1 protein-coding gene and 2 pseudogenes are annotated in these 3,219 nt (G+C 62.9%); 1 reads left to right on the plus strand and 2 read right to left on the minus strand.

The features are described 5' to 3' along the window. Positions 1 to 1,894, plus strand: a 1,894-nt coding sequence (locus tag EN935_RS28270) for a bifunctional aldolase/short-chain dehydrogenase (RefSeq protein WP_127373850.1), incomplete at its 5' end; no start/stop codon positions are given. 54 nt (positions 1,895 to 1,948) lie between these two features. On the opposite strand, the pseudogene EN935_RS28275 reads toward EN935_RS28270, so the two are convergent. Continuing rightward, positions 1,949 to 2,793: pseudogene (locus tag EN935_RS28275) on the minus strand (acyl-CoA thioester hydrolase/BAAT C-terminal domain-containing protein). A 98-nt stretch (positions 2,794 to 2,891) separates the two neighbouring features. After that, positions 2,892 to 3,219: pseudogene (locus tag EN935_RS28280) on the minus strand (LacI family transcriptional regulator); the annotation flags it as partial.

Consider the following 3,219-nt stretch of genomic DNA (forward strand, 5'->3'; position numbering starts at 1 on the left):
GACGGCGACCGATCTTGTCGGCGACCAATGGGAAGTGCTGTGCGTCAAGGGCAGCGGCTGGGACATGGGCGTCATCGAGCCGCAGGGCCTGCCGGCGGTCAAGCTCAAGCCGCTGCTCAAGGCGCGCGCGCTGAGCAAACTGGCCGACGAGGACATGGTCGCACTGCAGCGCGTCAACCTCATCGACCCGTCCTCGCCCAACCCTTCGGTCGAAACGCTGCTGCATGCCTTCCTGCCGCATAAATTCGTCGACCACACGCACTCGACCGCTATCCTCGCCATCGTCGACCAGGAAGACTCGAAGCCGCTGGTGAAGACGGTGTTCGGCAGCAAGATGGGTTATGTGCCCTACATCATGCCCGGCTTCGACCTCGCCAAGGCGGCCGCCGATATTTTTGATGCCGACCCTGATGTCGAGGGCCTGATCCTCGACAAGCATGGCATCTTTACCTTCGGCGACGATGCGAAACAGGCCTACGACCGGATGATCCATTATGTGAACGTCGCCGAGGACTACATTGCCAATCACGGCAAGCCGAAGGCGGCGAAGGCAGCACTACCGGCAAAGCTCGCGACACCCGCGTCCATCGCACCGATGTTGCGCGGCACGGTGGCGGTAGCACGTGGCGAAGGCCGCTTCGACCGCATGATCAGCGATTTCCGCACTTCGCCGACAATCGTCGATTTCATCAATTCATCCGAGATTGCCGACTATGCCGGACGCGGTGTGTCGACGCCCGATCTGTCGATCCGCATCAAGACCGGGCCGATGGCGCTGCCGGCGCCCGATGCCGATAAGGCCGGCGACTACAGATCCGTGATCAAGGACCACGTCGACGCCTTCGCCAAGGACTATCGTGCTTATTTCGAAATCAATGATGCGCTCGACGACGTCAAACGCACCATGCTCGACCAGATGCCGCGCCTGACACTGGTGCCGGGCCTTGGCATGTTCGGCCATGGCCGCACGCTGAAGGACGCGAAGATCGCGTCGGATGTCGGCGAAATGTGGATCGAAGCGGTGCGCGGCGCCGAGGCGGTCGGCCGTTTCCATCCGCTCTCCAAGGCAGACCTTTTCCCGCTCGAATACTGGTCGCTGGAACAGGCCAAGCTCGCTTCCAACAAGCCGAAGCCGCTGACCGGCCAGGTGGTTCTGATCACCGGCGGCGCCGGTGCGATCGGCGCGGCGACAGCAAAACTGTTCGCCGACAATGGCGCCCATGCCGTCGTCGTCGATCTCGACGCCGAAAAGGCCGCCGAAGCCGCGAAGAAAGCCGGCAACAATTCGATCGGTGTCGCCGCCGACATCACCGACCCGGCACAGGTGCGCGCCGCCTTCGACAGAGCGGTCGCCGTGTTCGGCGGTGTCGACATCCTGGTGTCCAATGCCGGGGCGGCCTGGGAAGGCCGTATCGGCGAGCTCGACGATGCACTTTTGCGCAAGAGTTTCGAGCTCAACTTCTTCGCCCACCAGTCGGTGGCGCAGAACGCAGTGCGCATCATGCTCGAACAAGGTACAGGCGGCGTGCTGTTGTTCAACACCTCCAAGCAGGCGGTCAACCCCGGCCCGAAGTTCGGCGCCTATGGCGTGCCGAAGGCAGCGACGCTGTTCCTGTCCAGGCAATACGCGCTCGACTACGGCGCGCACGGCATCCGCTCGAACGCGGTCAATGCCGACCGCATCCGCTCAGGGCTTCTGACCGACGCCATGATCGCCAGCCGTTCGGGCGCGCGCGGCGTGTCGGAGAAGGACTACATGTCCGGCAATTTGCTCGGCCAGGAAGTAACGGCGCAAGATGTAGCGCAGGCCTTCCTGCACCACGCGCTGGCCGATCGCACCACCGCCGACGTGACAACGGTCGATGGCGGCAACATCGCGGCAGCGCTGCGTTAGGCAGAGCCGGCCGAGACTGGCGCAAAAACAGGCGAAGATATTCGGGATCTGCGGCTACAGCAGTTCTCGGATGCCTTCCCAAGCCATTCTGCCCAACTGTGAATCGGCCTCGTCATTGCCGCCATGTGCATGCAATGTCGAGCGTGGTGTGCCCTCTCCCGGCAACAGAATGCGGTGACCCGCATCGGGCGATGTGACGAGACGTGTGACTTTGCCTGCGTTGTCTCGCCGCCGAACAATGTCTGTCGCGAACCATAGGGAGGGCCACAGCGCATCGTCGCCACCGGCGACAAGCAGTATCTCGGCCGACGCGGTCTCGACGGGGATGGTTGCCGCCTTTGCTTCGCGCTCGAAGGTTTTCAAACAATGTTCGAAAAGCGCTCGGTAGGACACCAGGCCATCCACAGACTCTCGGCTCCAATTCGGATCCGTAGGCACGAACGGCAGGGGAGTACCGTCGAGCGACCATGAGGATCGTTCGGGCCAACTGACGCCGTCCCGGCCTGCACCGATATTTCCCCAAACCACCGACGATGGGCTGATGGCGACCACGGCGTTGATGCGCGGGTCATGGACCGCCGCGAGCAATGCGGCCTCGGCACCTTTGGATGTGCCGACATAGACGATGCGATTGCATCCTGTTTCAAGGAGGTAGTCGGTTGCCGCAAAGAAGGTTTCGAGGGGAATTTCGCATATTCCGGGAGCCTGGCTCTCGCCGCCAAACCACAGCAGGGTAAGGCCGACGAGCGCTCGTTTGCAAAGAGCCGTGCGCGCCCGACATCGACGCGGCCACTCGATCCACCCAACACCACGACGCCAGTGGTGGCGTGCGGGCATCGAAACAATGTTCCGGCGACGGCGCCGGACAGGTTTTCCTCGATTGCCGCCTGGACTTCCATATGCACCGAACCTTGGGCCGGAACCTGCGCCGGCGGCAAATATTCGGCAAAAAGGCCGCCTGCAGCAAGCGGCTGCAAGCGGCCTTCGATAGCGAAACCTACTTCGCGTTCGGGTTCGGCATCCAGGCCGGCATCGCCACATCGGCATGGGCGAACTGCGGCAGCTTGGCAGACAGGTCCTCCATGTTCTTGATGTCCTTGTCGATGAGGTCCTTCTGGGTGATCAGCGTCGGCGGCACGACGACGTTGTGGCCGGGATCTTCACCGGCCAGCAGCTGCGCCAGTGCACGCACCGAGACCTGGCCGACGACGGCCGGGTTGGTGGCGGCGGTCGCTGCCCAGGCGCTGTCGGGCTCGCGCATCGCTGCGATATCCGAAGTCGAGATATCGGCCGAATAGATCTTGATGCCTTTATTGAGGCCGGCC

It is taken from the genome of Mesorhizobium sp. M7D.F.Ca.US.004.03.1.1 (assembly GCF_003998635.1).
GTDB classification, from domain to species: Bacteria; Pseudomonadota; Alphaproteobacteria; order Rhizobiales; family Rhizobiaceae; genus Mesorhizobium; species Mesorhizobium loti.